Annotated in this window: 22 protein-coding genes; 11 read left to right on the top strand and 11 right to left on the bottom strand. The window is 71.2% G+C overall.

What is annotated here, in order from left to right:
* Positions 1 to 16 precede the first annotated feature (16 nt).
* On the bottom strand, positions 17 to 403 hold the full coding sequence (locus tag HNR22_RS02700) for a DUF2267 domain-containing protein (protein ID WP_179778902.1): 387 nt from the start codon (positions 401 to 403) through the stop codon (positions 17 to 19).
* Between HNR22_RS02700 and HNR22_RS02695 the strand changes: the two genes are divergently transcribed.
* Positions 402 to 776 (top strand): LD-carboxypeptidase, encoded by a 375-nt coding sequence (locus tag HNR22_RS02695; RefSeq protein ID WP_179778900.1) that lies wholly within the window; start codon positions 402 to 404, stop codon positions 774 to 776. The genes HNR22_RS02700 and HNR22_RS02695 overlap by 2 nt on opposite strands.
* A gap of 7 nt (positions 777 to 783) precedes the next feature.
* On the opposite strand, the gene HNR22_RS02690 is transcribed toward HNR22_RS02695, so the two are convergent.
* From HNR22_RS02690 to HNR22_RS02675, 4 genes are all read right to left on the bottom strand, one after another.
* Entirely contained in the window at positions 784 to 1,359 is a 576-nt protein-coding gene (locus HNR22_RS02690; protein WP_179778898.1) for a GNAT family N-acetyltransferase, read from the bottom strand.
* Between the two features lie 178 nt (positions 1,360 to 1,537).
* Complete coding sequence (locus tag HNR22_RS02685) at positions 1,538 to 2,710, bottom strand: zinc-dependent alcohol dehydrogenase (RefSeq protein ID WP_179778896.1); 1,173 nt, start codon at positions 2,708 to 2,710, stop codon at positions 1,538 to 1,540.
* A gap of 28 nt (positions 2,711 to 2,738) precedes the next feature.
* Positions 2,739 to 3,689, bottom strand: coding sequence for an SRPBCC family protein (locus HNR22_RS02680; protein WP_179778895.1), 951 nt, complete (start codon positions 3,687 to 3,689; stop codon positions 2,739 to 2,741).
* Between the two features lie 165 nt (positions 3,690 to 3,854).
* Positions 3,855 to 4,361 (bottom strand): DUF6584 family protein, encoded by a 507-nt coding sequence (locus HNR22_RS02675; protein WP_179778892.1) that lies wholly within the window; start codon positions 4,359 to 4,361, stop codon positions 3,855 to 3,857.
* A 126-nt stretch (positions 4,362 to 4,487) separates the two neighbouring features.
* Between HNR22_RS02675 and HNR22_RS02670 the strand changes: the two genes are divergently transcribed.
* From HNR22_RS02670 to HNR22_RS02655, 4 genes are all read left to right on the top strand, one after another.
* The gene (locus tag HNR22_RS02670; RefSeq protein WP_179778890.1) at positions 4,488 to 5,060 is read left to right on the top strand and encodes a sigma-70 family RNA polymerase sigma factor; all 573 of its coding nucleotides are present in this window, start codon (positions 4,488 to 4,490) and stop codon (positions 5,058 to 5,060) included.
* On the top strand, positions 5,047 to 6,249 hold the full coding sequence (locus tag HNR22_RS02665) for a WD40/YVTN/BNR-like repeat-containing protein (RefSeq protein ID WP_179778888.1): 1,203 nt from the start codon (positions 5,047 to 5,049) through the stop codon (positions 6,247 to 6,249). The genes HNR22_RS02670 and HNR22_RS02665 overlap by 14 nt, the downstream gene beginning before the upstream one ends.
* An 81-nt stretch (positions 6,250 to 6,330) precedes the next feature.
* Positions 6,331 to 6,693: an SCP2 sterol-binding domain-containing protein gene (locus HNR22_RS02660; protein WP_179778886.1), complete on the top strand. Its 363-nt coding sequence runs from the start codon at positions 6,331 to 6,333 to the stop codon at positions 6,691 to 6,693.
* Between the two features lie 3 nt (positions 6,694 to 6,696).
* Complete coding sequence (locus HNR22_RS02655; protein WP_218906140.1) at positions 6,697 to 8,748, top strand: amylo-alpha-1,6-glucosidase; 2,052 nt, start codon at positions 6,697 to 6,699, stop codon at positions 8,746 to 8,748.
* Between the two features lie 36 nt (positions 8,749 to 8,784).
* Here HNR22_RS02655 and HNR22_RS02650 read toward each other — a convergent pair whose 3' ends face one another.
* Positions 8,785 to 9,723 (bottom strand): helix-turn-helix domain-containing protein, encoded by a 939-nt coding sequence (locus tag HNR22_RS02650; protein WP_179778885.1) that lies wholly within the window; start codon positions 9,721 to 9,723, stop codon positions 8,785 to 8,787.
* Positions 9,724 to 9,817: 94 nt separating this feature from the next.
* Here HNR22_RS02650 and HNR22_RS02645 point away from each other — a divergent pair, with 94 nt between their 5' ends.
* Complete coding sequence (locus tag HNR22_RS02645; protein WP_179778883.1) at positions 9,818 to 10,864, top strand: saccharopine dehydrogenase family protein; 1,047 nt, start codon at positions 9,818 to 9,820, stop codon at positions 10,862 to 10,864.
* A 208-nt stretch (positions 10,865 to 11,072) separates the two neighbouring features.
* Positions 11,073 to 12,581 carry a DUF1996 domain-containing protein gene (locus HNR22_RS02640; RefSeq protein WP_179778882.1) on the top strand — a complete coding sequence of 503 codons (1,509 nt, stop codon included), beginning with the start codon at positions 11,073 to 11,075 and terminating at the stop codon, positions 12,579 to 12,581.
* A gap of 40 nt (positions 12,582 to 12,621) precedes the next feature.
* Here the strand turns inward: HNR22_RS02640 and HNR22_RS02635 are convergent, their stop codons facing one another.
* From HNR22_RS02635 to HNR22_RS02625, 3 genes are all read right to left on the bottom strand, one after another.
* The gene (locus HNR22_RS02635; RefSeq protein ID WP_179778881.1) at positions 12,622 to 13,722 is read right to left on the bottom strand and encodes a HEAT repeat domain-containing protein; all 1,101 of its coding nucleotides are present in this window, start codon (positions 13,720 to 13,722) and stop codon (positions 12,622 to 12,624) included.
* A gap of 7 nt (positions 13,723 to 13,729) precedes the next feature.
* On the bottom strand, positions 13,730 to 14,398 hold the full coding sequence (locus tag HNR22_RS02630) for a HEAT repeat domain-containing protein (protein WP_179778880.1): 669 nt from the start codon (positions 14,396 to 14,398) through the stop codon (positions 13,730 to 13,732).
* Between the two features lie 171 nt (positions 14,399 to 14,569).
* Complete coding sequence (locus HNR22_RS02625; RefSeq protein ID WP_179778879.1) at positions 14,570 to 15,013, bottom strand: DUF5990 family protein; 444 nt, start codon at positions 15,011 to 15,013, stop codon at positions 14,570 to 14,572.
* 247 nt (positions 15,014 to 15,260) lie between these two features.
* On the opposite strand from HNR22_RS02625, the gene rph reads away from it, so the two are divergent.
* Both rph and bla read left to right on the top strand, forming a co-directional pair.
* Positions 15,261 to 17,873: a rifamycin-inactivating phosphotransferase gene (gene rph, locus HNR22_RS02620; protein ID WP_179783369.1), complete on the top strand. Its 2,613-nt coding sequence runs from the start codon at positions 15,261 to 15,263 to the stop codon at positions 17,871 to 17,873.
* A complete protein-coding gene (gene bla / locus HNR22_RS02615; RefSeq protein WP_179778878.1) occupies positions 17,870 to 18,811 on the top strand; it encodes a class A beta-lactamase in 942 nt (313 codons plus the stop codon). The genes rph and bla overlap by 4 nt, the downstream gene beginning before the upstream one ends.
* Positions 18,812 to 18,830: 19 nt before the next feature.
* Here the strand turns inward: bla and HNR22_RS02610 are convergent, their stop codons facing one another.
* Complete coding sequence (locus HNR22_RS02610) at positions 18,831 to 19,187, bottom strand: DUF4267 domain-containing protein (protein ID WP_343059651.1); 357 nt, start codon at positions 19,185 to 19,187, stop codon at positions 18,831 to 18,833.
* 134 nt (positions 19,188 to 19,321) lie between these two features.
* On the opposite strand from HNR22_RS02610, the gene HNR22_RS02605 reads away from it, so the two are divergent.
* Together HNR22_RS02605 and HNR22_RS02600 are read left to right on the top strand one after the other, a co-directional pair.
* Positions 19,322 to 19,930 (top strand): TetR/AcrR family transcriptional regulator, encoded by a 609-nt coding sequence (locus tag HNR22_RS02605; protein WP_179778875.1) that lies wholly within the window; start codon positions 19,322 to 19,324, stop codon positions 19,928 to 19,930.
* 78 nt (positions 19,931 to 20,008) lie between these two features.
* On the top strand, positions 20,009 to 20,389 hold the full coding sequence (locus HNR22_RS02600) for a hypothetical protein (RefSeq protein ID WP_179778874.1): 381 nt from the start codon (positions 20,009 to 20,011) through the stop codon (positions 20,387 to 20,389).
* Between the two features lie 153 nt (positions 20,390 to 20,542).
* On the opposite strand, the gene HNR22_RS02595 is transcribed toward HNR22_RS02600, so the two are convergent.
* On the bottom strand, positions 20,543 to 20,974 hold the full coding sequence (locus HNR22_RS02595) for a winged helix-turn-helix transcriptional regulator (RefSeq protein ID WP_179778872.1): 432 nt from the start codon (positions 20,972 to 20,974) through the stop codon (positions 20,543 to 20,545).
* Positions 20,975 to 21,032: the final 58 nt, after the last annotated feature.

The raw sequence follows: 21,032 nt of genomic DNA, 5'->3' as shown, positions 1-21,032 counted from the left end.
CCGATCCGCGCGGGGCTCAGCCTCGCGGGGTGGGAACACCGAAGAGGTCGATGATGCCGCCGGGAAGCTGGGCGAGCAGGTCGTGTCGCTCGTCGTCATTCAGCGCCTCGGCGACGGTACGCAGCACCGCCTGGGCGTGTTGACGCACATGGTCCGCGTTCGTGACCTGCTCGCGGTCCCCGACGTTCTTCAGGAACTCGCTGACATCCCACCGGCGGCCCTCCGGATTGCGAGTGACGGACCCGCTCAACCGCTCCGGTAGCTGTGCCGCCAGGTTGTCGGCCTCCCGTCCGGCGAGCCGTTCACCGAGCACCGACAGGACGGCCTGCACGGACCGCACTGCCTCGTTCTCACCGAGGCCAGCGCGCTGTCGTACCGTGGCGATCATCTGCTCGTACTCCATGCTCCGCTCCTTCGGTCTCCTCGACATGCCGTCAGGCCTGCCTGCGGACGAACGGGGCGAGTTCCCACGCTCCCTGCCGACAAACGGGCCGCGCGCGGACCGGGCACCGGTGCTGGCACCCGGTGACCGGGTCGTGTCGCCCGGCAGCACGCCCAACCCCACGAACATGGCCCGCGGCATCGAGATCCTGCGCAGCTGGGGCCTGGAGGTCGAGCTGGGCAGGCACGTCTTCACCAGGTACGGCTACCTGGCCGGCACCGACGCGCAGCGGCTGGCCGATCTGAACGCCGCGCTCACCGACCCGGGAATCCGTGCCGTCTTCGCCGCCCGCGGCGGTTACGGCACGGTGGAGCCGGGAGTCCGCCCGCGCTAGTCGTCGCTCAGACCTGCGGCGTCGGGTCCCAGGGGGACGGGTCGTCGCGCAACCGGCTGTACAGGTAGCCGTCGCGCCACTGGCCAGCCCGAAACTCGCTGGCCCGTACGACGCCCTCAAGCTGGAAACCGGCCTTCTCCAGCGCCCGTTGCTCGGCGACGTTCTCCGGGTGCGTACCGGCCTGGATGCGCTGCGCCGGGCTGTGCTGGAAGAGGTAGTCGCAGAGCAACGCCTGCGCGCGCCAGCCGATGCCCCGACCGCGCCACGACGGCAGCAGGACGATGCCGATCTCCCAGTACGACGCCCGTCCCGCGTAACGTCCGGCGCGGTAGCTGACGAGGCCGGCGGCAGCCCGTTCCTGTTCGACCTCGACGACGAGCCGCCCGTCGTCCTCACCGAGGTAGCCGTCGACGGCGAACCGCCGCGCAGGCGCCCCAGCATCCCGGAAGCCGGCCCAGTTTAACCCGATCAGGCCCGGCTCGGTGCAGAACCGCCGGAATATCGCCAGGTCGGGCTCAGCCACCGGCCGCAGCCGGACGGCGAGATCGACTGGGACCGGCACCGAGGTGTCACCACTCTCCATGACGACACGCTAGCTGCCGGGCAACGGGAACGCTCCCGGAGCTTGCGCCGCCTGCCCGCAGAGCGACCTGCGGCGGTGGCCGAGCCGGTGGTCGGCTCCTGTAGAGCTGAATCGTCTGCGACATCAGCTCCAAAGGCAGTGCGCGAAGCACTCCCCCGCCGGCGGACCTGCCGCCCGGTCAGGCCTTGAGCAGCACCTTCGTACAGTCGTCCTGCTTCTTCTGGAAGATCTTGTAGCCCTTCGGGGCGTCGCGCAGCGGCATGCGGTGGCTGACGATGAAGCTCGGGTCGATCTCGCCGCGCTGGATGCGCTCCAGCAGCGGCCGGGTGTAGCGCTGGACGTGGCACTGACCGGTCCGCATGATCAGTGAGCGGTTCATGAACGCGCCCATCGGGAACTTGTCGACGAAGCCGCCGTACGCGCCGACGACCGACACCACCCCACCCGAGCGGCAGGCGAGGATCGCCTGGCGCAGGGCGAACGGCCGTTCCGTCTCGACCTTCGCGACCTGCTTCGCCCGGTCGTACGCGTACATGGCGGCGTTGCCGTGGTGGCCTTCCAGACCGACCGCGTCGATGCACGCGTCCGGTCCCCGGCCGGCGGTCATCTCGTTGAGGGTGTCCAGCACGTCCGTCTCTTCGTAGTTGATCGTCTCGGCGCCGGTGTGCTCCTCGGCCTTCCGCAACCGGTACGGGAACCGGTCGATGACGATCACCCGCTCCGCGCCGAGCAGCCGGGCACTGGCCGCGGCCAACAACCCGACCGGCCCGGCGCCCCAGATCGCGATCACCTGGCCGGGTTTGATGTCGCACATCTCGGCGCCCATGTAGCCGGTCGGGAACACGTCGGCGAGCATGACCGCCTGGTCGTCGGGGATCTCGTCGGGCACCTTCAGTGGGCCGATGTCGGCGAACGGCACCCGGGCGTACTCGGCCTGACCGCCGGCGTAGCCGCCGAGCAGGTGGGAGTAGCCGAAGATGCCGGCCGGCGAGTGCCCCATGATCTTCTCGGCGATGCCGGCGTTGGGGTTGGAGTTCTCGCAGACCGAGTAGAGGCCGCGCTGGCAGGACGAGCAGTGCCCGCAGGCGATCGGGAACGGCACCACCACCCGGTCGCCCGGCTTGAGGTTGCGGACCTGCGGGCCCACCTCGACGACCTCGCCCATGAACTCGTGGCCGAGGATGTCGCCCTTGCGCATCGCGGGGATGTAGCCGTGGTAGAGGTGCAGGTCAGAGCCGCAGATCGCGGTGGTGGTGATCCGGACGATCGCGTCCCGGGCGTTCATGATCTTCGGGTCGGGCACGTCGATCACCTTGACGCTGTCGGTGCCCATCCAGGCGGTGGCCTTCATGGTCAGTCCCTTTCGGATGCGTGGGCGGTCAGCGGCGCGACGTCGGCAGCGGCTGGGCGGGACGCTGCATCGCCTGCTGGCGTACGGAGATGCCGTTGGGGCTGCCCTCGGAGCGGACCACCTCGCCGGTCTCCAGCACCTGCTTGAAGCGGCGCAGGTCGTCGCGGACCTGCTGCTCGGGCTCCTCGCCGAAGAGCTTCGCCACCACCCGCCCGAGCGCGCCGGCCGGTGGCGCGTAACGCAGCTCGACCCGGACCTCGGTGCCCCGGTCACCGGGTGCGGGCACGAACCGGACCCGCCCGGCGTTGGGCACCCGGGTGCCCGGCAGCGAACGCCAGGTGATCGACTTGTTCGGCTGGTCGTCGATGATCTCGGCGTCCCACTCGACGCGGTGACCGGCCGGGCCGCGGGCGATCCAGTGCGAGCGGCGCAGGTCGTCGGCGCGTACGGACTCCAGGTGCGCCATGAACCGGGGCAGGTTCTCCATGTCCCGCCAGAACCGGTACGCCTCGGCGGGTGAACGGTTGACGGTCACGGCGATCTCCATCCGGATCATCCGGGCCCGGGCCCGTTGGGCCTGCCCGATCCGTACGGCGGAGAGCACGTCGACGGCGGTGATGCCGGCGATCGCGAGGGTGCTCAGCGCGACCCGGCGGCGTCGTTCGCCGCTGCGGTCCGCGAGGGCCCGTCCGAGCAGGGTCAGGTCCATGGCGTCGCCGGCCACCCGGCTCCAGGCCCAGCCAGCGGGGCGGCGGCCGCTGAGCAGGCCGGCGGCGCTGCCCAACTCCCGGAGGCCGACGGCCGGAAGCACGGCCCGCGCGGACGGGGAGTCGTCCACCCCGGTCAGTCGCGCAATGGGTCCGGGCGCGACCAGGGCCCCCACGCCCAGCGCCAGGCTCAGCAGGCCGAGGGCGCTCGGCAGCGTCGCCGGCACCGGCCCGTCCAGTTCGGGCAGGAGCACAGTGTCGATACGGGTCATGCCTGGTCCCTTCCGGTGGACGTGACCGCCGGTCGGCCGGCGGAGCGGCGGTGGTCCCGCCCCCGTGACGCTATGCCGTAGCCGTGACGCGCGCGCCCGGTTCGGGGCAGAACGCCCGATGTGAGGAGCGTGTGCGGATGCTCCTGCCACGACAGACCTGCCGGCCTACCACGCCCAGCGGAGCACGGTGATCAGGCCGACGACGGTGAGCGCCACCAGGACCAGCCCGATCACCGCTGCCACCAGGCAGCCCAGCTCGTCCTGCCACGAGCTGCGCTCCGCCGGCCGGGGGCCGGCCTCGGTCCAGGTGACCGGGGCGGGGCCTTCCCGCTCGGCCTGCTCGACCAGCCGGCCGAGCCGCGCACCCGCCACCGGCCCGAGCCGGTCGGTGGGATCGGCGGTCACCGTCAGCAGGCGCACACGTTGCCAGGCACCCGGGTAGGACCGCTCGAACGCGGCGATCTCCTGCGCGCTGGCGTCCTCGGTGAGGAACCCCCACCGCCCGGCCTCGGCCACGTTGCCCACCTGCCGGTACAGCGCGGCACGCCGGGCGCGCAGCTCCAGGTCGTCGGGGTACGCGGCGTTCAGACTCGCCAGGCGCTGCATCGCGGGGTGGACGTGCCCCCGCCGCAGGTCGGCCTCGACCTTCGCCAGCACGTGCTCTCTCGCCATGGCGGACATTCTGAGCGGTACGCGTGCCGCGCCGACAGCCGAATATCACCGGGCCACATATTCTGGCCGGCCACCGGAACCTTCTTCCCGGCCCGTTGGTGGGAGTGGTGGAGAAGGGGGGTGACGGTGTCCGACGGCGATCTGATCTCCGAGCTGTACGCCGGCTGTTTCCGACGCCTGGTGGTCCAGCTGTACGCGGTGACCGGCGACCTGACCGAGGCGCAGGAAGCGGTCCAGGAGGCGTTCACCCGGGCGCTGGTGTCCCCCCGGCGCTTCGCCGCGCTGGAGAACCCGGAGGCGTGGTTGCGCCGGGTCGCGGTGAACTGGGCCCGCAGCCGGTACCGGCGCCGCCGGGTGCTCGACGGGCTGCTGCGCCGCATCGGCCCACCGCCGGCTGTCGCCGACCACTCCCCGGAGCACCTCGCCCTGCTCGCCGCCCTGCGTGTGCTGCCGGAGGGGCAGCGGCACGCCCTGGCTCTGCACTACCTCGTCGACCTGCCGGTGGACGAGGTCGCGGCCACGCTGGGCGTCTCGTCCGGGACGGTGAAGTCCCGGCTGTCGCGGGGCCGGGTCGCCCTGGCGGCGCTGCTCGCCGACACCGACACCTCCGACGCCACCGGCACCAGCACTGGCACTGGCACTGGCACCAAGTGCGCCACCGACGCTACGGAAACCGGGAGGATCGATGTCCGGTCGTGAGTTCTCCGGGTTCGACGTGGACACCCTCACCGAGGCCGTGTCGCCACCGCCCTTCGACGCGCTGCGGTCCACCGCCCGGTCCCGCCGGCACCGGTCGGTCGCGATGGTGGCGGCCGCACTGGTCGCACTGGCCGGGCTGGCGGTCGTACCGCTGGTGGCGGGGGCGGACGGGGCCGACCCGGTGGTCCCCGCGCAACCGTCGCCCGTGCACGGGGACGACTTCACGCTGACCGGGCCCGAGTCGGGGGTCGACGTCGACGTGTCCGAGGACGGCTGCGTCGTGCGCTTCGCGTACACCGGCGACCGCGGCCGGACCTGGTCGGACTGGGACGCGGCCCGGTTCCAGGGCGCCAGGTGTGTGGCCAGTTCCCGCACCGCGACACCGTCCGGTCCCGTCGAGGTCGCCGTGCTCAGTGACCGGTCCTACCTGGTGAGCGACGTCGGGCTGCTCCGTCTCTCCACCGACTACGGTCGCACCTGGCGGGACGGAAACTCCGCGATCGTCGCCGTACCCAGGTTTCCGGAGACGGCCCGGCCGGTCTTCTGCGGGTTCGGTTGCGAGCCACTGTCCGAACCACTCGCGGTGGATCCGTCGAACGGGACCGTGTACCGCCTCACCACGGCACCCTCGTGGCGTCACCTGTACAGCCTCTACCCGGCTGCCGACGGCGCCATCTGGGCGGTGTACCGGATGGGAGGCGTCTCGGGGTCGAACGTCGCCCGCAGCGCGGACGGAGGCGCGACCTGGACCACCTGGGACGCGGGCGACGACGCGAACGTGGTCGCGGTGGTCGGGCTCGACGACCGGGAGGGGTACGCGCTGGCGGAACCGCGGACGACGAGCGGCGGGATGCGGCTGCTGCGCACCACGGACGGCGCGAAGACCTGGACGGACACCGGCGCCGACCTGCCGCAGCAGACGTGGGAGCTCACGGTGGGGTGGGACGGCTCCCTGCTCGCGATCACCTCCGACGGGGGCACCGAGCCCAAGCGGCTCGCGCGGCTCCTGGTCAGCCGGGACGACGGGCGGCGCTTCACGGTCGCGCGGGAGTACGGCCCGGCTGTCGGGTCGATCAGTGTGACACCCGGGTACGCCTGGCTCTTCGGCCGCGACGACGGGTCGGAGCCGGACCATCTGATCGTCACCACGGACGCGACCACCTGGACCCGCTTCGCGCTCAAACCCTGAAAAACGGCGTGCCGCCCGGAGTTAACAGTGACCCGCAGCGGGTAGCCGGCATCCGCTGCTACCGGCGGTCGGGGAGGTGGGATGACGGCGACCAGCGCCTTCTTCGAGCGGTTGACCGTTGCGGGCCAGGACCCGCGGTTCAGCAAGGTCTGTGGGAGCGTGCGGTTCGACATCGGGGACGGAGGCCACCTGGAGCAGTGGCTCCTAGTCATCGATCATGGCCGGATGCGGGTGACGAGAAGCGGTGGTCCCGCCACCACCGTGATCCAGGTGTCCGCGCGGGTAGCGGACGCGATGGCGCGAGGTGAGGTGAACGGCCTGGCGGCGATCACCCGCGGCGACATCCTGGTCGACGGTGACCTCGGCCTGGCACTGCGGCTCGGGCGGCTCTTCCCCCGCGAGGCGGGGCCGCTTCAGCGCGACGACCCCGACAGCGGCAGGTGACCGATGAGGGACATCGCGGGCACCGTGGCGTGCATCGACGGGAACACCTTCATGGTGTCCGACTCCAGTGGCGATGTGGAGTCCTCCCCCGCCACGCCGGTCGGGCTGTTCGCCGCCGACACCCGCTTCCTGTCCCGCTGGATGCTCTTCGTCAACGGCGAGTGCATGACCGCGCTGTCGGTGGACGACAGCCAGTACTACGAGGTCTCGTTCTTCGTGGTGCCGGGCGCGGCGGTCGACTACGTGCAGGCCGACGTGTCGGCCATCCGGCGCCGGCGCATCGGCCCGGACCTGACCGAATCGCTGACGATCTTCAACTACGGCGAGCGGGACACCGACCTCGACGTACGGCTCGAGGTGGCAGCCGACTTCGCCGACATCTTCGAGATCAAGTTCGACGTCGGTGAGAAGGTCGGCACGCACTACACCCACGTGGGCCCGAACGAGTTGCGCCTGGGCTACCGGCGCGGCACCTACCAACGTGAGGTGGTCGTGTCGGCGAGTGAGCCGGCCGAGTTCGACCCGGATGGCATCCGCTTCCGGGTCCGACTGCGCCCCGGCGAGCAGTGGTCGACGCAGTTGCAGGCTGACATGCGGGCGCTGCGTCCGGACGGCGTCGACCTGCGCTCGGCTCTGCGGGCTCTGCGGCCGGACGACTCCACACTGCCCACCAGCCTGCGGGCCTGGGTCGAGGCGGCCCCGACGCTGGACACCGACAGCGTCGCCCTCCAGCAGGTGTACCACCGCAGCCTGGTGGACCTGGCGGCGCTGCGCTTCGCACCGCTCTCGCTCAGCGGCGCCGCCGTACCCGCGGCCGGGTTGCCCTGGTTCATGACCCTGTTCGGCCGCGACAGCCTGCTGACCTGCCTGCAGACCCTGGCCGTCACCCCCTCGTTGACCCCACCGACGCTACGGATCCTCGCGTCGCTCCAGGGCGCCCGCACCGATGACGTGCTGGAGGAGGACCCCGGCCGGATCCTGCACGAGCTGCGCTACGGGGAGTCGGCCGCGTTCGAGGAGCAGCCGCACTCCCCCTACTACGGCACGGTGGACGCCTCACCCCTGTTCGTCGTGCTGCTCGACGAGTACGAGCGGTGGAGCGGCGACACGGCGCTGGTGACCGAGTTGGAGCAGGAGGCGCGAGCGGCCCTGGCGTGGATCGACCAGTACGCGGACCTGACCTCCACCGGCTACATCTGGTACCAGCGACGCAACCGCGCCACCGGCCTGGACAACCAGTGCTGGAAGGACTCCTGGGACAGCATCTCCTACGCCGACGGGCGGCTGCCGGGCTTCCCGAGGGCCACCTGCGAAACCCAGGGGTACGCCTACGACGCCAAGATCCGGGGAGCGCGGCTGGCCCGTACCGTCTGGGGTGACCCCGAGTTCGCCGACCAACTGGAGCGTGAGGCGGCGGCGCTGTACGACCGCTTCAACCGGGACTTCTGGTTGGAGGACCGCGGCTACTACGCCCTCGCGCTCGATCACGACGGCACTCCCGTCGACAGCCTGTCGTCCAACATCGGGCACCTGTTGTGGAGCGGGATCGTGCCGCCCGAGCGGGCCCCGCGGGTGGTCGAGCACCTGATGGGTCCGAGACTCTTCTCCGGTTGGGGCGTGCGTACCTTCGCCGACGGGCAGGGCCGTTACAACCCACTCGGCTATCACAACGGGACGGTCTGGCCGTTCGACAACTCGTTCATCGCCTGGGGTCTGCGCCGGTACGGGTTCACCACCGAGGCGGGCCGCATCGCCGAGAGCATCCTCTCCGCCGCCACCTACTTCGAGGGTCGGCTGCCCGAGGCCTTCGGCGGGTTCGACCGCGACACCACCCGGTACCCGGTCCGGTACCCGACCGCCGGCAGCCCGCAGGCGTGGTCCAGCGGAGCGTGCATGCTGCTCATCCGGACCATGCTCGGCCTCGATCCGCACGAGGACCACCTGGCCGTGGCCCCCGCGCTACCGGCCGCCTTCGGGCGGATCGCGCTCCTGGACATCCCCGGCCGCTGGGGCAAGGCCGACGCCTTCGCCCGCCAGCGCCCCAACCAGCCCTGACCAGCCCTGGGAAGATGATCAGAGCAGGCGGCACCCTCAGGCGCTGCGGAAGGTGCGCCGGTAGGCGTCCGGCGGCACGCCGACGGTGCGGTGGAAGTGTCGCCGCAGTGTCGTGGCGGTGCCCAGGCCGGCCGCCTCGGCGATGACGTCGATGCTGTCGTCGGTGTTCTCCAGCAGCTCCTGGGCGCGGCGGACCCGCTGCGTCGACAGCCACAGCAGCGGGGTGGTGCCGGTGACCGCCCGGAAGTGCCGGGCCAGGTTGCGCGAGCTCATGTTCGCCTGCCGGGCCAGGTCCTCGACGGTCAGCGGTCGGTCCAGTCGTTGCAGCACCCAGGGAAACAGGGCGGCGAGCGGGTGGTCGTCGCGGGCGGGCACCGGGGTGGTGACGTACTGGGCCTGACCGCCAGCGCGGTGCGGCGGCACCACCAGGCGGCGGGCGACGGCGTTGGCGACCGTCGAGCCGTGGTCGCGGCGGATCAGGTGCAGGCACAGGTCGATCGCGGCGGCCTTGCCGGCGGAGGCGAGCACGGTGCCGTTGTCGACGTAGAGCACGTCCGGGTCGACCCGCACCCGGGGGTAGCGGGCGGCCAGCGCCTCGGTGTGGGCCCAGTGCGTGGTGGCACGCAGCCCATCGAGCACCCCGGCGGCGGCCAGCACGAACGCGCCGGTGCACAGCGAGACCATCCGGGCGCCCGCCGCGTGGGCGGCGCGCACGGCGTCGAGCAGGTCGGGCGGCACGTCCACGTCGACGTCCTCCACCGCCGGGATGATCACCGTGTCGGCGCGAGCGAGTCGGCCCAGCCCGTCGTCGGGCTCCATCTGGAACCGCCCGACCCGGACCGGGCCGGGGCCGCAGACCACCACGTCGTACCACGGGTCCGCCTGGCCGGTGGGGTCGCGGGCGAAGACCTCGCAGGCCATGCCCACCTCGAAGTGCAGCATCCCGTCGGTGGCGGCGATCGCGACAGTGGCCATGTCCGAAACTGTACGGGTCATGGCGTTCCCGACACTGGTTGGTCGTCGGCCGCTGCTGGAGGCTGTACCCAGTCGATCTTCCCAGGGGGCAGCAATGGGTCAGCGTGTGGCGGTGTTCGGGGCGTACGGGCACACCGGACGGTTCGTGGTGACGGAGTTGCGCGAGCGAGGGTTCGTGCCGCTGCTGCTCGGCCGCGACGAGAGCAGGCTGGCGGCGTCGGGGCTCGCCTACCGGGTGGCGTCGGTCGACGATCCGGCCTCGCTCGACCAGGCCCTCACCGGCGCGGACGCCGTCATCAACTGCGCCGGCCCGTTCGCCTCGACCGCCGCGCCGGTGATCGAGGCCGCGCTGCGCGCCCGGATCCCGTACGTGGACGTGGCGGCCGAGATCGAGGCCAACGTCGACACGTTCGCGCACTTCAGCGAGCCCGCCCGGGTCGCCGGCGTCGCGGTGGTCCCGGCGATGGCGTTCTTCGGCGGGCTCGGCGACCTGCTGGTCACCACGGCGATGGGCGACTGGACGTCGGCCGACGAGGCGCACGTCGCGTACGGGCTGAGCAGCTGGCACCCGACGGCCGGGACGGTCGCCGCCGGCGTCGTCTCCCGCGAGCGCCGCGACGGCCGCCGGGTCCGCTACACCGGCGGCCGGTTGGAGTACCACGTCGGCGAGCACGACCTGCCGAGCCTGGCGTGGGACTTTCCCCCGCCGCTGGGCCGGCGCCGGGTGCTCGGTGAGTTCACCATGGCCGACGTCGTCACCGTCCCGAGCCACCTGGCCATCCCCGAGGTCCGCACCTACATGGCCGCCGACGCCGCCACCGACCTGACCGCCGCGCAGGCACCGGTCGCTGTCGACGAGTCGGGCCGCTCCGCGCAGACGTTCACCGTCGACGTCGTGGTGCGGCGCGGCGACACGCGACGGCGCGTCGTCGCCACCGGCCGGGACATCTACGCGGTCAGCGCGCCCCTGGCCGTCGAGGCGGTCCGCCGCATCCTCGCCGGTCAGACGAGGGCGAGCGGTGTCGCCTCCGCCGGGGAGATCTTCGACGCGCCCGACTTCCTCCGCGCGCTGTCGCCGTCGGTTTCCGTCGACCGGCACCCCGACGAAAATCGACCCGAACTCGTTACCCAGAATGCGTAATAAGCCAATAGCACGGCACACCGCAGACTTAAAACAAACTTAAGACCGCACGCGTGAAAAATTGTTATCCCGAGCGCCGGAGCCGGCCACCAGCGCCTTCGCGGAGCAGCCTCCTTAATTCTTTCCCCGTGAGTTGATGCAGGCTCCTGACGTGCACATACTTCTCCCGACCGGAGCGTTATCACCGACTCAAAGGACAACACTGGTAATGCGGACTCCCCCCGCGCACGTCGCACCGCCGGATCGGGCGCTGAAGCGTCATCGGCTTACTCGCATCACGCTCGCCTCCGCGGTTGTCGCCGCGCTCGGCGCCAGTGGCATCTACATCGCCGGCGCCCAGGCCGAAGAGGTCGACGTGCCCGGCCGGGTCCAGGCGGAGGCCTTCGCGGCGCACTCCGGCGCGCAGACCGAGGGCACCGGCGACACCGGCGGCGGCCGGAACGTCGGCTGGTTGGCCAACGGCGACTGGTTGCGGTACGACAATGTGTCGATCACCGGCGCCGACCTGGCGGCCCGGGTTTCCTCGCACAACGCCACCGGCGGCACCGTCGAGCTGCACCTCGGCGCGCAGGACGGTCAACTGCTGGCCGCCTTCCCGATCGCCCAGACCGGCGGCTGGCAGCAGTGGAAGACCGTCACGGCGAAGGCATCCGGTGTGCCGACCGGCGCGCAGACCGTCTTCGCCGTCATGAAGAGCGCCTCGCCGTCGGACTTCGTGAACCTGAACTGGTTCACGTTCGGTCCCCCGGCGGGCACGTCGCCGAGCGCGTCGGCCAGCGCCTCACCGACGCCCACCGCCTCGTCCGCGCCGAGTGCCACCCCGCCGGCGTCGCCCTCCGCGTCGGTGCCGCCGAGCGCACCGGCCGGCGGTTGGGTGCCGGTCGACCAGACCAAGTGGAACAAGGAGCTGGCCGCGTTCAACGCGCTCAAGCCCAAGGCGGTGCCGCCGGGCACCACCCGGGTGCCGGAGTTCCACACCGACTGCGGTGTCGCGAACTCCGCCGCGGACGACCCGATCGTCCTGCCCGGCCTGTCGGGCGCCTCGCACATGCACACCTTCTTCGGCCCGAAGGTCGACGCCTTCACGACGACGGACAAGCTGTTCGCCGCGGCGAACACCTGCAACGCCCCGGGAGACAAGAGCGCCTACTGGACCCCCGAGCTGCGCAAGGACGGCAAGCCGGTCCCGATCAAGAGCATGCGCATCTACTACGGCTCACGGGTCAAGGACCCGTCGACCGTCAAGCCCTTCCCGCCGGGCCTGGTGGTGGTCGAGGGTGACGCCAAGCGGCAGGTGGACACTCCCAAAAACGCCGGCAGCAACCAGTTCTGGTGCGCGGGCAGCGCCGAGATCGGCCGCAGCGCCGACGGCAACTGGCCGAGGTGCGCCCCCGGCGGCAACCTGATCTTCCAGCTCGTGTTCAAGGACTGCTGGGACGGCAGGAACATCGACTCGCCCGACCACAAGTCGCACATGGGCGACCCGGTGAACGGCGTCTGCACCGGCAAGTACCCGGTGGCGGTGCCGGACCTGTCCTTCATGGTCAACTACGAGTCGCTGGGCGGTGACGGTCTCAGCCTCTCCTCCGGCAAGCCGTCGTCCATGCACGGCGACTTCATGAACGCCTGGGAGCCGGAACGCCTCGCCGACCTGGTGAAGTCCTGCCTCAACCAGAACGCCAAGTGCGGCATCGACACGACGTTCGCCGGCGGCTGACCACCGCGCCAACACCGTTGTCGACGGAGGGCCCTCTCGCTCAGGCGAGGGGGCCGTCCGGCATCGTGCCCGTCCCCGCCCCGTCGCGACGCTCTCCGGTCCCGTCGCGAAGCTTCCCGGTCCCCTCGCGAAGCTTCCCGGTCCCCTCGCGGAACGTGAGGATGGATGTCGCCGTCAGCGCGACGGCACGGTCGTCGTCCTGGGACAGGCCCACCAGCGCGCGTGCGGCGGTGCTGCCCGGGATGTCCGCCAGCGCCTCGGTCAGCCGCCGACGCGCGGACGGGGCCAGGGTCCCCCAGGCGAGGCAGTCGACGAGCCTGGTTGCGATCCGGTCCGCCTCCGCGGGATCGGACGCCAGCACGCCCAACACGTCGGCCGCCTCGGCGTCCTTCGTCTCCTCGACGACCATGTCGATCAGCGTCGGGACCGCGTCCGCCGCCCCTCGTGCACCGAGCGCCAGCGCCGCGTACCTGCGGACCACGACGTCGGGGCTCGCAAGGGCGTCCCGCAGCACGTCGGTCGCCGCGTCGTGCGGGATCTCGGCGATGGTCTGGACGGCACGCTCGCGTACCTCGGCCTGCGGTGAGCGGAGGCCGTCCGCGAGCAGCGCCAAGCCGCCATCCCCCGACTGTGCCAGCGCCCATCGCAGGGCTCCGGCGACGTTCGGGTCGGTCTCGTTGAGCGCCGCCTCCACCAGTGCCTCCACGGGCACCTGAGTCCCGTCGACCGAGGACAGGGCCGCGCGCTGACGCCTGCCCGCGCTCGGCGAGCCCAGTGCCTGTAGGAGCGCGACGACCTGGAGGACGTCCTCCCAGCCTGCGGGTTCGGCGGCATCGATCCGACGCAGTCGGGTGAGCAGGTCCAGCTCATCCGCGATGCGCTGTCGCGTCCGCTGGATCAGGTCGTCGACGAGGTCGGAGGGTGTGAAACCGGGATCATCGAGTGCCCGCCGGACGTCACGCAGCGACAGGCCCAGGGACCGCAGGCTCTCGACCTGGAAGATCAGCCGGATGTCCTCGTCGGAGTACTCCCGATAGCCGGCGCCGCTCCGACCGGTCGGCCGGACCAGGCCGAGCGAGTCGTAGTGCCGGAGCATGCGGGCGCTGACCCCGGACCGGCGCGCCACGTCACCGATCAACACCTGCGCATCATCCCTCCTCACCGATCGCGCCGAGGGCCACCACGCGCTTCGCCTCCTCGATCGCGAACTCGACACCGGCATCCGGGTCCCGCGCCAGCCGTTCCGTCGCGATCGCGTGCGCGCGTACGTGCGGGTCAAGATCCGTCATCGCGGCGCGCAGGATCGGCATGGTCACCGCACCGAGCGCGACCAGCGCCCGGCTGAGGCTCAACCGCGTGTCCCGCGTGCCGCGCCCGAGCTGGGTCGCCAACACGTCGGCCAACTCGGGCTCGTCACCCGGGGGCACGAGGACGACCGCCGCTCGCCAGGCGCTTCGCGCCACCTCGTCGTCCGGGTCGGTCAGAAGCGCCCGTGTCAGCGCCGGCCAGGCCCGCCGATCGCCGATCTTGGACAACGTGTGCAACGCCTGGCTCCGGGCCTGCGCGCGCTCCGAGCGGAGTTGGTCGGTGAGCTTCGGTACGGTCAGCGCGGGCGGGTGGCGGATCAGTGCCCAGGTGAGCATCTCGCGTACGGAGAACTCGGGCTCGATCGCGCACCGCTCGACGAGGGTGTCGACGAACAGCGGGTCCGGGGCCGTGCCGACCGCCAGCGCCGCGCGCAGACGCACCGACGGGTCGCTGTTCTCCAGCGCCTGAAGCGCCCGCATGGTGTTCGTGTCCTTTTCCGGGCTGGTCATCGGGACCACCTCCTGGACCCCACTGAAGACCTTGCCACTGTGTCAAGGTCAAGGCGGCCGACGGGCACCCTGCGGGTCACCCGGAGTGCGGCGCTGGCTCGTCGGCGGACGACACCGGCCAGCGCCGTCGGTCGCGCCACGGCAGACGGGTACGGCGGTGGTAGGACAGGGTCACTCCACCGTCCAGGCGACGCCGGGAGGTCGGACGCGCGCGGACAGTGGTCCGCCTGCGGCATCGGTCAACCCGACCCGGCAGACGAGTGTCCCGCTGCCCTCGTGTGCGGCGCGCAGCAGCTCGGTCGGGATGTCGGTGAACATCAGCTTCGCTCGTCGGAACATCGCGAAGCCGTCCTCGGTCACCGCTCCCCAGCTCAGATACAGGAACCGCGCCCCGGGCCGCCCGTGCACCCAGGGGCCGCCGACGTCGAGCATCCCGTCGATCTCGCGGCTGGACACCTCGAAGCACCAGGTCGCCGTCGCCGCGTCGGCCGGCACCAGCTCGACCACCTCGGCCTTGCGCTGCACCCCGACGTGCACGTTGCCGAGCCGCAGTGCGTCGGCCTCCGCACCGGCGCGCCGCCCGGGGAGGTCGCTGCCGTCGATCCGGATCCGCATGCTGGCGACTCTAGTGAGGCCGGACGGGGGTGTGCGGCGGCCAGGCGGGTCACGGCACCGCCCGGAACGAAAAAAAGCAAAGGCAAGGAGATAACTCTCCCTGCCACTTCTAACGTATATCGCACCTGGGGGCTTGCGGCAAGACCCCGGTCCTGGCGCAGAATCTGCGGCCGGACCAGCATCAAGACGTAACGGGGGGCACGACGTGGGTGTGTTGTCGATGGACGGGGACCGCAGCGACCTCGCAATGGTGTTGGATCTTCGAGAGGTTGACGAGACGCAGGTAGCGGTCGTGGGTGGCAAGGCCGCGCACCTGGGCGGGCTGTCGCGGATCGACGGCGTCCGCGTGCCGGCCGGGTTCTGCGTGACGACGGCCGCCTTCCGGCGGGTCATGGCGCAGGCGCCGTCGATCGACGACCGGCTCGATCAGCTGTCGCGCCTGGGCCCGGACGACCGGGAGGCGATCGGCACGCTCAGCGCGGAGATCCGCCGGAGCATCGAGGAGACTGCGTTTCCGGACGGGCTGGCCGCCGCGATCACCGGCGCGCTCGCCCGGTTCGGCGACGAGGCCGCATACGCCGTGCGGTCCAGCGCGACGGCGGAGGACACTCCCACGGCTTCCTTCGCGGGCCAGCAGGACACCTATCTGAACGTGGTGGGGCCGGAGGCGGTCCTGCGGCACGTCAGCCGATGCTGGGCGTCGCTGTTCACCGACCGGGCCGTCATTTACCGCCTGCGCAACGGCATCGACCACCGCGCGGTCCACATGGCTGTCGTCGTACAGCAGATGGTTTTTCCGGATGCGGCCGGAATCCTGTTCACGGCCGACCCGGTCTCGGGCAACCGGAAGGTCGCGACCGTGGACGCCAGCTTCGGGCTCGGCGAGGCCCTGGTGTCCGGCCTGGTGAACCCGGACGTCTTCACGGTGCGCGACGGGGAGGTCGTCACCGGGGCGGTCGCCGCCAAACACCGTGCCGTCGTTGCCCTGCCGGGCGGCGGTACGCAGGAAGTGGCGATCGACAGGCAGCGGCAGGAGCAGCCGGCACTGACCGAGGAGCAGGTCGTGCGGCTGGTGCGGCTCGGGCGACGGATCGAGGCGCATTTCGGCCGCCCGCAGGACATCGAATGGTGCCTGGTCGACGACGACTTCCAGATCGTGCAGAGCCGGCCGATCACCACGTTGTTCCCCGTTCCCGCGGCCACTGACGAGGAGAACCACGTCTACCTGTCGGTTGGTCACCAGCAGATGATGACCGACGCGATGAGGCCGTTGGGGCTCTCGATGTGGCAGTTGACGGCCATGGCCCCGATGCTGGAGGCCGGCGGGAGGTTGTTCGTCGACGCCACCCGGCTGCTGGCCTCGCCCGCGAGCCGCGCCGGCTTCCTGGAGATGGTCGGGAAGTCCGACCCGCTGATGAGGGACGCGTTGGACACGATCGTCGACCGCGGAGACCTCGTTCCGACGCTCACCGGCGACGGTGGTCCGGCCAGGCTGCCGAGCGGCGGCGCGTCGATCGAGACCGACCCGGCCATCGTGACCGAGCTGATCGAGCGCAGCGAGGCGTCCATCGCCGCGCTGCGGCGCGACATCGCGACGGTGACCGGTACGGCGTTGTTCGACTTCCTGCTGGAGGCCTTCCAGGAGCACAAGCGGATCCTCGGTGAGCCGCTGAACATGCAGGCGATCATGGCCGGCATGGAGGCCACCTGGTGGCTCAACGATCGGCTGTACGAGTGGCTGGGCGAGAAGAACGCCGCGGACACCCTCACCCTGTCCGCCCCCGGCAACATCACGTCGGAGATGGGCCTGGCGCTGCTCGACGTCGCCGACGAGATCCGTCCGCATCCGGAGGTGGTGGCGTTCCTGCGGAGCGTCGAGGACGACGGCTTCCTCGACGAGCTGCCGAAACTCGCGGGCGGGACGGAGGCGCGCGAGGCCATCGAGGCGTACCTCGACCGGTACGGCATGCGCTGCGTCGGCGAGATCGACATCACCAGGCCGCGGTGGAGCGAACGCCCCAGCACGCTCGTGCCCGTGATCCTCGACAACGTCCGGCTCTTCGAGCCGGGCGCCGCCAGGCGGCGCTTCGAACAGGGGCAGCAGCAGGCGCGACAGAAGGCGCAGGAGGTGGTGACGCGCCTGCGTGCGCTGCCGGACGGGCAGCAGAAGGCCGACGAGACCGAGCGGATGATCGACCGGGTACGGACCTTCATCGGCTATCGGGAGTACCCGAAGTACGGCATCATCTGCCGTTACTTCGTCTACAAGCAGGCCCTGCTGGACGAGGCGGAGCGTCTCGTGCGGGCCGGTGTGCTCACCGACCGGGAAGACGTCTTCTACCTCACGTTCCAGGAGTTCCACGAGGTCGTGCGCTCGCACCAGGTGGACGACGGGCTGATCCGGCAGCGCAGGGACGCGTTCCGGTCGTACCAGGCGCTCACGCCTCCCCGGGTGCTGACCTCGGACGGCGAGGCCATCACCGGGGCCTACCGACGCGACGACGTGCCGGCCGGCGCCCTGATCGGTGTGCCGGTGTCCGCCGGGACGGTCGAGGGACGCGCCCGCGTCATCCTCGACATGGCACAGGCTGATCTCGAAGCGGGTGACATCCTCGTCACGACCCACACGGACCCCAGCTGGACGCCGCTGTTCGTCGGCATCGCCGGCCTGGTGACGGAGGTCGGCGGGTTGATGACGCACGGCGCGGTGATCGCACGGGAGTATGGCCTGCCGGCTGTCGTGAGCGTGCTCGACGCCACCCGGCTGATCCGCGACGGGCAGCGGATCCGGGTGCACGGCAGCGACGGGTACGTCGAGATTCTGCCCGGGTCGGCGGCCCAGGAGGAGGAACGACGATGACGATCTCTGTCCGGCTGGCGGCCGTCGTGGCGACGGCGTCGACAGTGGTGTCGCTGGCGGGGTGCGGCACCGGCGACGCACCCGAGGCCCGGACGACGGCCAGCCCCGAGGTGACGGCAGACCTGTCGCCCGCCGCCGAGGCGACGGCCAGCCCGTCGCCGGCCGCCGAGCAGGAGTTCCAGCGGCTGGAGCAGACGTTCCAGGCGCGGCTGGGCGTCTACGCCGTCGACACGGGCACCGGCCGCACCGTGGAACACCGACCCGACGAGCGGTTCGCGTACGCCTCGACGTGGAAGGCGCTGGCCGCCGCCGAGGTGCTGGACGGCACCACCGACGCCGAGCTGGACCGGGTGGTGCGCTATTCGGCGCAGGACCTGGTGTCGCACGCACCGATCACCGAGAAGCACGTCGCCGAGGGCATGAGCCTGCGTGCCCTCGCCGACGCCGCCGTGCGCTACAGCGACAACACGGCCGGCAACCTGCTGCTGCGTCACCTCGGCGGCCCGCAGGGGTTCGAGAAGGAGCTGCGCGGGATCGGCGACACGGTCACCGACCCGGCCCGCTACGAGACCGCCCTCAACGAGGCGACGCCGGGCGACCGGCGGGACACCAGCACCGCGCGGGCTCTGGCGGCCGACCTCCGGGCGTACACCGTGGGGGATGCCCTGACGCCCGCGGACCGCGACGTGCTGCGCGGTTGGCTGAAGGGCAACACCACCGGCGCGGCGCTGGTCCGCGCCGGGGTGCCCGCCGGCTGGGTCGTCGGGGACAAGACCGGGACCGGAGGGTACGGCACGCGCAACGACATCGCGGTGATCTGGCCGCCCGACCGTGCCCCGATCGTCGTCGCCGTGCTGTCCAGCCGCGACAAGTTGGACGCCACCCCCGACGACGCGCTCATCGCCCAGGCCACCAGCGTGGTCGTCGCCCAGCTGTGACCGCTCGGCTGGCACGAGCTCAGCCGACGAGCAGGAGCACGCTGATCGCCAGCATCACCAGGGCGGTGCTCGCGTGGACGCCGTACGCGATCGCCTTGGGCCCCTTGCTGCGCAGCACGATCAGCGCGTCGCCGGTGGGTATGACGGTGGCGGCCAGCATGAACCAACCCAACAGGTCCGGTGTCGCTCCGAGGATCAGGACGAAGATGAAGAGCCCCGACGCGATGTCGCGCACGCCCTTGACGGTCAGCCAGGCCTGAAAGGTCCGGTCGTCGCTCGGCGTGCCGGGGATGCCGAAGCCGGTTGCGGCCTGCGGCGCCCAGAAGACGCGCGCGCCGATGACGATGATGCCTACGCCGATCAGTGCGGCGAGCACGGTGGCGACGGTGGTGAGCATGGGTTGTCTCCCCTTGTGACGGCAGCGCCCGCAGCGACTGTTGCCGGCGCTAGTTGCGCTAGCAACGCTAGATCTAGCTGCGACAGGAAGTCAAGCGCTGCTAGGATGCAGTCATGTCCGGCATCAACGAGCGCCGCGAACGCGAACGCGCCCACCGTCACCAGCTGATCGTCACGGCCGCGCGCGAACTCGCGGAGACCGAGGGCTGGGAGGCGGTGACGACGCGACGCCTCGCCGAACGCGTCGAATACAGCCAGCCGGTGCTGTACAGCCACTTCAACGGCAAGGAAGCGATCGTGACCGCCGTCGCCATCGACGGCTTCGGCGAACTCGCCGCCCACCTGCGCCGCGCGCGACTGGCCTCGCCCGAGCCGGGGCAGGCCCTGCGTGCCGTCTGCCGCGCCTACCTGGATTTCGCCACCGAACGACCCGCCCTCTACCAGGCCATGTTCGTCCTGCCCACCGACCTGAGGTTCGGCAGCCCCGAGACACCGCCTCCCCTGCGGGCGGGCTTCGACGAGTTCGTCAGCTGCTTCGACCCGGACGACGAGCGCCGCGAACTCATCGCCGAGGTCACCTGGAGCGCGCTGCACGGCATGGCCGTCCTGTCCGACAGCGGCCGCATCCCCCCGGACGGGCAGGACGCACGGCTCGACTTCCTCGTCACCCAGTTCACCGCTCCCCGCCGGGCCGGAGACGTAACGAGCGGTGAGGTGGGGTGAGACGGACCAGGATGGAGTGTCGCTCGACGGCCCTTCGGCCTGACTGCGCACGTTGTCCGCCGGTGTCATCATCGTTCGATGAACGTTCGTCGCCTGGCGGCCGTCGACATGCACGGCACCCGAGGCACCGCCCGCCGACGGCGCATCATCCTGGCCGAGTTCCTGGTCGGCGTGGTTGCCATGGTGGCGCTGGGCATCTGGTTGCTGGCGTCGTCGAGCAGCCTCGGCAGCCGGGCGATCGGCCTGTGGTTCACCGGGGCAGGGCTCAACTACGCTCCCCTGTCCATCCACGCGCTCGCGCTGATGCGGCCGGGTGCCCTCGATGCCGAACTGACCGGCGTCGACATCGACCGGGAACGGCGCCGCTACACCGTTCTTCAGCTGTGGGTCTTCGTGCCGCTCGCACTGGTCGTCTTCGGCATACGCGACGCGCTCGCCCGGCGTCGGGCGGCTCGATGAGGCCCAACCCCGGTCGATCATGGAGCTGCGGTGCTCCGCAAAGCCACAATTCATCCCCGGACGGGCACCACAACTGGGGTCTCCCCCGGGCTAGGGGGTTGTGCGTAGCGCCTGGGCGACCGCCACGGCCCCGTCGCCGCCAGGATTGGACCGTCAGTCCGCGTTGCCGTCGTCGTACGTCGTCTGGTGGCGACGGATCTCGGCATGGTGGTCGACCGACCAGGCCGCCAGAGCCAGGACGGTCGAGAGCAGTGACCTGCCCAGGTCGGTGAGGGCGTACTCGACGCGGGGCGGAACCTCGGGGTACGAGGTCCGGGTGACGAGGCCGGTGCGCTGGAGGTGCTTCAAGGTCAGCGTCAGCATGCGCTGTGAGATGCCGGGGATCGCGTCACCCAGATCCGAGTAACGGACCGGCCCGTCGGCGAGCGTGCCGATGATCAGGACACTCCATTTGTCGCCGACGAGGTCCAGGACCTCGCGGATGAAGTCGGCGTCCTCGTCGTTCCAGTGCGCACAGGGCCCCGGAACTGCCCGGACGTTCGCCCGGACGTTGGTGCGCCTGCGCCGAAGATCCCCTGCCCTCATCCCCTGCCACCTCTCCGCCAGCCCCTTGCCACGAACATGAATGTACCTTTTGCGGCCT

This window comes from Micromonospora jinlongensis (genome assembly GCF_013410645.1).
Taxonomy (GTDB): Bacteria; Actinomycetota; Actinomycetes; order Mycobacteriales; family Micromonosporaceae; genus Micromonospora; species Micromonospora zamorensis.
The sequence above is the reverse complement of the archived record's forward strand: the minus strand, read 5'-3'. Positions and strand labels throughout refer to the sequence as shown.

Coding starts and splice junctions, on each gene's coding strand:
- HNR22_RS02595 (WP_179778872.1), bottom strand. CDS start 20,974: ATGAGGGCAGGGGATCTTCGGCGCAGGCGCACCAACGTCCGGGCGAAC.
- HNR22_RS02645 (WP_179778883.1), top strand. CDS start 9,818: ATGGGTCAGCGTGTGGCGGTGTTCGGGGCGTACGGGCACACCGGACGG.
- rph (WP_179783369.1), top strand. CDS start 15,261: ATGGTGTTGGATCTTCGAGAGGTTGACGAGACGCAGGTAGCGGTCGTG.
- HNR22_RS02660 (WP_179778886.1), top strand. CDS start 6,331: ATGACGGCGACCAGCGCCTTCTTCGAGCGGTTGACCGTTGCGGGCCAG.
- HNR22_RS02630 (WP_179778880.1), bottom strand. CDS start 14,398: ATGACCAGCCCGGAAAAGGACACGAACACCATGCGGGCGCTTCAGGCG.
- HNR22_RS02640 (WP_179778882.1), top strand. CDS start 11,073: ATGCGGACTCCCCCCGCGCACGTCGCACCGCCGGATCGGGCGCTGAAG.
- HNR22_RS02680 (WP_179778895.1), bottom strand. CDS start 3,689: ATGACCCGTATCGACACTGTGCTCCTGCCCGAACTGGACGGGCCGGTG.
- HNR22_RS02695 (WP_179778900.1), top strand. CDS start 402: ATGCTCCGCTCCTTCGGTCTCCTCGACATGCCGTCAGGCCTGCCTGCG.
- HNR22_RS02605 (WP_179778875.1), top strand. CDS start 19,322: ATGTCCGGCATCAACGAGCGCCGCGAACGCGAACGCGCCCACCGTCAC.
- HNR22_RS02690 (WP_179778898.1), bottom strand. CDS start 1,359: ATGGAGAGTGGTGACACCTCGGTGCCGGTCCCAGTCGATCTCGCCGTC.
- HNR22_RS02600 (WP_179778874.1), top strand. CDS start 20,009: ATGAACGTTCGTCGCCTGGCGGCCGTCGACATGCACGGCACCCGAGGC.
- HNR22_RS02675 (WP_179778892.1), bottom strand. CDS start 4,361: ATGGCGAGAGAGCACGTGCTGGCGAAGGTCGAGGCCGACCTGCGGCGG.
- HNR22_RS02625 (WP_179778879.1), bottom strand. CDS start 15,013: ATGCGGATCCGGATCGACGGCAGCGACCTCCCCGGGCGGCGCGCCGGT.
- HNR22_RS02655 (WP_218906140.1), top strand. CDS start 6,697: ATGAGGGACATCGCGGGCACCGTGGCGTGCATCGACGGGAACACCTTC.
- bla (WP_179778878.1), top strand. CDS start 17,870: ATGACGATCTCTGTCCGGCTGGCGGCCGTCGTGGCGACGGCGTCGACA.
- HNR22_RS02685 (WP_179778896.1), bottom strand. CDS start 2,710: ATGAAGGCCACCGCCTGGATGGGCACCGACAGCGTCAAGGTGATCGAC.
- HNR22_RS02700 (WP_179778902.1), bottom strand. CDS start 403: ATGGAGTACGAGCAGATGATCGCCACGGTACGACAGCGCGCTGGCCTC.
- HNR22_RS02665 (WP_179778888.1), top strand. CDS start 5,047: ATGTCCGGTCGTGAGTTCTCCGGGTTCGACGTGGACACCCTCACCGAG.
- HNR22_RS02650 (WP_179778885.1), bottom strand. CDS start 9,723: ATGGCCACTGTCGCGATCGCCGCCACCGACGGGATGCTGCACTTCGAG.